The organism is Aliarcobacter sp., from assembly GCF_041672065.1.
Classification (GTDB): Bacteria; Campylobacterota; Campylobacteria; order Campylobacterales; family Arcobacteraceae; genus Aliarcobacter; species Aliarcobacter skirrowii.
Genome location: NZ_JBAZAH010000080.1, coordinates 1 through 5,032, shown reverse-complemented (window position 1 = coordinate 5,032; position 5,032 = coordinate 1). Strand labels below are relative to the sequence as shown.

At 26.8% G+C, this 5,032-nt stretch carries 6 protein-coding genes and 1 pseudogene; 2 read left to right on the top strand and 5 right to left on the bottom strand.

The annotated features are described in order from the left end of the window. The 4 genes from WC168_RS09200 to WC168_RS09185 all read right to left on the bottom strand — a co-directional run. The coding region (locus tag WC168_RS09200; protein ID WP_372618830.1) for a hypothetical protein at positions 1-419 on the bottom strand (419 nt) is incomplete at its 3' end. A gap of 2 nt (positions 420-421) precedes the next feature. After that, a complete protein-coding gene (locus WC168_RS09195) occupies positions 422-805 on the bottom strand; it encodes a hypothetical protein (protein WP_372618828.1) in 384 nt (127 codons plus the stop codon). 22 nt (positions 806-827) lie between these two features. Beyond that, positions 828-1,088 carry a flagellar biosynthetic protein FliQ gene (locus WC168_RS09190; protein ID WP_066162951.1) on the bottom strand — a complete coding sequence of 87 codons (261 nt, stop codon included), beginning with the start codon at positions 1,086-1,088 and terminating at the stop codon, positions 828-830. 1 nt (position 1,089) lies between these two features. Then, positions 1,090-2,376 (bottom strand): hypothetical protein, encoded by a 1,287-nt coding sequence (locus WC168_RS09185; RefSeq protein WP_372618826.1) that lies wholly within the window; start codon positions 2,374-2,376, stop codon positions 1,090-1,092. Positions 2,377-2,471: 95 nt separating this feature from the next. Here WC168_RS09185 and WC168_RS09180 point away from each other — a divergent pair, with 95 nt between their 5' ends. Then, positions 2,472-3,521 carry a flagellar basal body P-ring protein FlgI gene (locus WC168_RS09180; protein WP_066162957.1) on the top strand — a complete coding sequence of 350 codons (1,050 nt, stop codon included), beginning with the start codon at positions 2,472-2,474 and terminating at the stop codon, positions 3,519-3,521. A 3-nt stretch (positions 3,522-3,524) separates the two neighbouring features. Continuing rightward, the gene (gene fliM / locus WC168_RS09175) at positions 3,525-4,640 is read left to right on the top strand and encodes a flagellar motor switch protein FliM (protein WP_066352873.1); all 1,116 of its coding nucleotides are present in this window, start codon (positions 3,525-3,527) and stop codon (positions 4,638-4,640) included. Positions 4,641-4,651: 11 nt separating this feature from the next. Here fliM and WC168_RS09170 read toward each other — a convergent pair. After that, a pseudogene (locus WC168_RS09170) lies at positions 4,652-5,032 on the bottom strand (dihydroorotase); the annotation flags it as partial.

Below are 5,032 nucleotides of genomic sequence, written 5' to 3'. Positions count from 1 at the left end.
CTCAAAGACCTCATAATTACAGAAACATTTGACTCTTTTAATCTAATGATTATATCAAAAACTTCTTCAATTTTACCTTCTAATATCATCTGATCAAACACTAAAGCAGCTACTTTTGGTTTCATTTGTTCATAAATTTTTGTTGTTTTGCTAACAATTTGACCCCTAATCTCTTTTAATAACTCTTCATTTTGCTCTTTTATTAAATTTATACTATTTTTCTCATCTTCTATTTTTTTAAGAATATCTTCAATCTCTTTTTTTCTTGCTAAATCCTCTTCTTCTCTTTTTTTATAAAATTGTGTTAAATCCTCTTTTAGTTGAAGTATCTCTAATCTTTGTTTTGTTAAAGCGCTACTATCTTCATTTGAAAATAGAAATATTGGAAATATCATTAGTATTAAAAATCTAAAAATCAAATCTAACCCCTTATATATGAACTTTGTATAAATTCTTCATTTTGTAGCATCTCATCGTGCATCTTAGCTTTTCTTCTCTCTTCTTTCTCTTCTTCTAAAATATATTTATACTGCTCACTCTCTTTTTGAAGTTCAATTATCTCTAAAAATAGTGCTTCTACTTTTTTTAAAAGTTCGTTTTTTCTTTTTATAAGTTTCGTTATCTCATATCTAATAGAATTTTTATGCATAGATAAAACCATAAAGTCAGATATTGATCCAAGCTTTTGAACAGTTGCTGTATTTATATCTTGTGTAAATTTTTCAACGCTTTCATCTATTTGATATATCTCTTGTTGTAAACTAGCTTTTTCTATAAGTTTTTGCTCTATTTGACTCTTTTTCAAATTATAAAGTTTTTCTATCAAATTATTGTCCAAAAACCAAAATTAGATTCCATAAATCAGATGCAAATCCACCTATTTGTTCACCAATCCAAGGGAGAGAAAAAAGGATAAAAGCTGATACAATAATCATTTTAGGAACAAATGAAAGTGAAGCATCGTTTACTTGAGTTACGGCTGAAAATATAGAGATTATAAGTCCTATAATCATGCTTACAATTAATGATGGAAGACCTATTAGTAATATAATTTTTACAGTATTTTGTGAAATTGCTAATAAATCCATACTACTCTTTTATTTTAATTGACAACTCTACACTCTTGTTTTTCAAAAGTTTTGAAAGTAAAGCAGTAACATCATCAATATTTGAAGCATTTAAATCTATACTACTTGCTTTAAAATTATCACTTGAATCATCTATATTATTTCCACTATTCAAAGATGAGTTCATTTCATCTTTTGAATTATCAAGTCCTAAAGCATCTAGAATATCAGCTTCACTAATACTATCTATATCTAAAAAATTATTCATATTTTTATCTTCCTTTTGGATACTTAAATTAGAATTTTCTTCTTTTACAACATCATTTTCTGCACTATTATACTCTTTTTTGATTTGATTATCTTCTTGAGTCTCCTCTTTTAAATCAACTTCATCTAAATCTAAACTCTCTTCTAATTGTTTTTCAATATCTCCTAAAAATATCTCTTCTTGATTATTATCTTCATCTAAATTTTCAATATCAAAATTTGAATCTAAAGAGTTTTCTGGTGTATTTATAAAAACTTTCTCTTTGTTGTTATCAAACAACTCTTCATTTTTATTTTTATCATCACTTTCAGTAATATTTTTATCATCACTATCTAAAAGCATCTCATCAATTGAATTTAAATCAAAATCTTCATCTAATTTAAAATCATTCATATCAAAATCTTCAGAGATAAAACTATCTAAATTTAGAATATCTTCTTCATTTTTCATACTCTCAATAGCTTCACTTTTATCAGTTAAAGAGTCCTTATCGTCATAGTCTAGCTCTATATTATTCAAACCAAAATCTTCTTCAAAATTATCTGTATGTTCATCTTTTGTATTATCTTCTTTTTTTTCAGTATCTACAATATCATCTTCTAAAAAAGATTGATTTGAGTCTACATTCAAATCTTTTTCCTCATCTTTTGCTAAAACTAAATTATCAAGATCATCCTCATTTATAATTTCACTATCACTAGGCTCTTTTTTAAAATTTAATCTATCATATTTTCTTGTAATATAGTTTGGAATCTCTTCAAAAGAGTCAATAGATAGCTCACTAACTCCACATTGAAGTAAAAACTCCTCTTCTATTGCATCTTTTGCTTTTAAAAATCCAAATTTAGACTTTTTAAATATTTTTTCATCATCAATTAAAAAAACATCATCTGGATTTGAGGCAATCTGCTCTTTCAAATCTTCTAAATTTAAAATTTCGGCAATAGATATATTTTGTAGTTTTTCATCTATTTTAGATTCACCTAAAATTCTCTTTATATCTTTTCTGAAATCATCTTTTCCATATATAAAAATATTCAATCTTGAGCCCTAATAGTTTAAAATTTTACTTTGATTATACCTTTTTTTATTAAATTTTTGATAAAATGTAAACTTAAATTTTATAAAGGATTTATTTGAGAATTTTATTTTTTTCAATTTTGCTTATTTCATCACTTTTTGGTCAAAAAATAAAAGATGTTTCAAATATTATAGGAATAAGGGAGAACCAACTAATAGGTTATGGTCTTATTGTAGGACTTCCAGGAACTGGAGATAAATCTAAATTTACAATGCAAAGTCTTCAAAACCTACTTACAAACTCTTATATAAAAATTCCACAAGGCTCTATTAATTCAAAAAATATAGCAGCTGTTATGGTAACAGCAGATTTACCACCATTTGCAAGGCAAGGTGATAAAATAAAAGTTACAGTTTCAACTATTGGTGATTCAAAATCTATTGATTATGGTGAACTTTTAATGACTCAATTAAAAGGGGTTGATGGAAATGTTTATGCGGTTGCTCAAGGAACTGTTGTAGCAAACGCAAATAATAAAACAACTGGATTTATTTATGAGGGTGCAACAGTTGAAGGAGAGATTGATTTTAATTTACAAGATGAAAAATCAATTCAACTAAGTCTTTATAAAAATTCAGCAAAAACTGCACACTTAATAGAGCAAAAAATAAATGAAAAATTTGAAAATAATATAGCAAAAGCTATAGATACAAGAACAATTGATGTTATAAAACCTTCTGATATGTCTATAGTAGAGTTTATAGCTTTAGTTGAAAATATAGAACTAGAGACAAATGTGAAGAAAAAACTTATTATTGATATAAATAGAGAAGCTGTTATTGCTGGAGGTGATATTCCAATTACTCCAATTACTATATCAAGAGATAGTTTTACTCTTAGAATAGATAAAACAAATTTAGATGTTGTAGATTGGAATAATCCGACAATTAACAAAGGTGTTGATGTTGGAGATGGAATTAAAATAGCTGATAAACCTGTGGTTGATATAAATAACTCTATGATAAATACAAAAAAAGATCCTACAGTTTCAGATTTGGTTCGTTCAATGAAAGTTATGAAACTCCCAATGAGCGAAATAATTGATACTCTTCAAATGCTTAAGCAAATGGGTGCTATTGATGTTGATATTGAATTAAGAGGTTAAATAATGGCAGAATTTTTAAGTCAAGATGAGATAGATGCTCTTTTAGATATTGCTGAGCAAGGTGATGATATTGATGGAACAAATCCTCTTGATAAGTTTGCAGCAAAAGAGAAAAGTTTTACTATTTATGATTTCAAAAAACCAAATAGAGTTACTCTTGATCAGTTAAAAGCTCTTACAACAATGCATGATAAGATGTTAAGAGAGTTTACAAATGATTTAAGCTCAATGCTTAGAAAAATGGTTGATGTTAAACTGATGTCAATAGAACAGATGACTTATGGAGAGTTTATCTTATCTATTCCACAAGTTACATCTTTAAGTACTCTTTCAATGAAACCACTTGATGGAAGAATTGTAATTGAGTGCAACCCTACAATTTCACATAAAGTAATTGCTGATTTATTAGGAAGTGGTGCTGTTAATACTATGGATAGTATTGATAGAGAACTTACAGAAATAGAGATAAAAATTTTAGAGCATTTTTATAGAATGTTTATAAAAATTTTATATAAAACTTGGAGTGATGTTTCTAGCTTAAATTTTAAAATTGAATCAAGTGATACAAATGCAAATGCTATTCAAATAGTTTCAGATCACGATATCGTTTTACTTGTTGTTTTTGAAATAACTATTGATGAGGATTCAGGATTTTTATCTATTTGTTATCCAATCTCTTATATTGAACCACTTTTAAATAAAATTGTTGACAAAATATTTAGTGAAGGTAAAAATACAAAACTAAGTAGAAAACAGGATATTAAAACCTTAATTTCTGGTGCTAGAATGAAAATTGAGCCAATTATGGCAGAGACAGAGATGAGCACTTTAGAGATATTAAACCTTAAAGAGGGCGATATTATAGTATTTAATAAAAATGCTGAATCAAATGAGAGTATAGTTTATGTAAATAAAAAAGAGAAATTTTTAGCAAGTTGTGGTATTTCAAATAATAGAAAAGCTATAGAGTTATTATCAAATCTTGATAAAGAGAAACAAGAGACTCTTGAAACACTAAGATTAATGAGAGAAGAGAGAGAACAAAAAGCAAAAGAGAATGCTGAAAATATTAAAAAACTTCTAAGCGAAAGAAAAAGCTCAAATCCAACAATAAGCTAAAAAAATTTAGCTTATTTTGTAATCTCTTCTATACTCCAAGATATAGTTTTTCCTGCATACATAGGAACAACTTTTTCATCTTTATATTCATAAATAGCTGGAACTATAAAATCTTTTTTAACTAACTTTATAGTTTTATCTTCTAAATTTAATCCATAAATTTTTTGTGCATTATTTGATACAAAATTATTTAAATTTTCTAAGGCACTGTGTTTTTCAAAAAGTTCCACTAATACTTGCAAAGCAATAGGCGATGTGAAAACTCCTGCTGCACAACCACAACACTCTTTTTTATGTTTTGGATGAGGAGCGCTATCACTTCCAAACATAAGTTTTGGATGAGCTTTTAAAGCTGCATTTAAAAGTGCATTTCTATCCTCTGGTCTTTTTGC

Coding starts and splice junctions, on each gene's coding strand:
- WC168_RS09190 (WP_066162951.1), bottom strand. CDS start 1,088: ATGGATTTATTAGCAATTTCACAAAATACTGTAAAAATTATATTACTA.
- fliM (WP_066352873.1), top strand. CDS start 3,525: ATGGCAGAATTTTTAAGTCAAGATGAGATAGATGCTCTTTTAGATATT.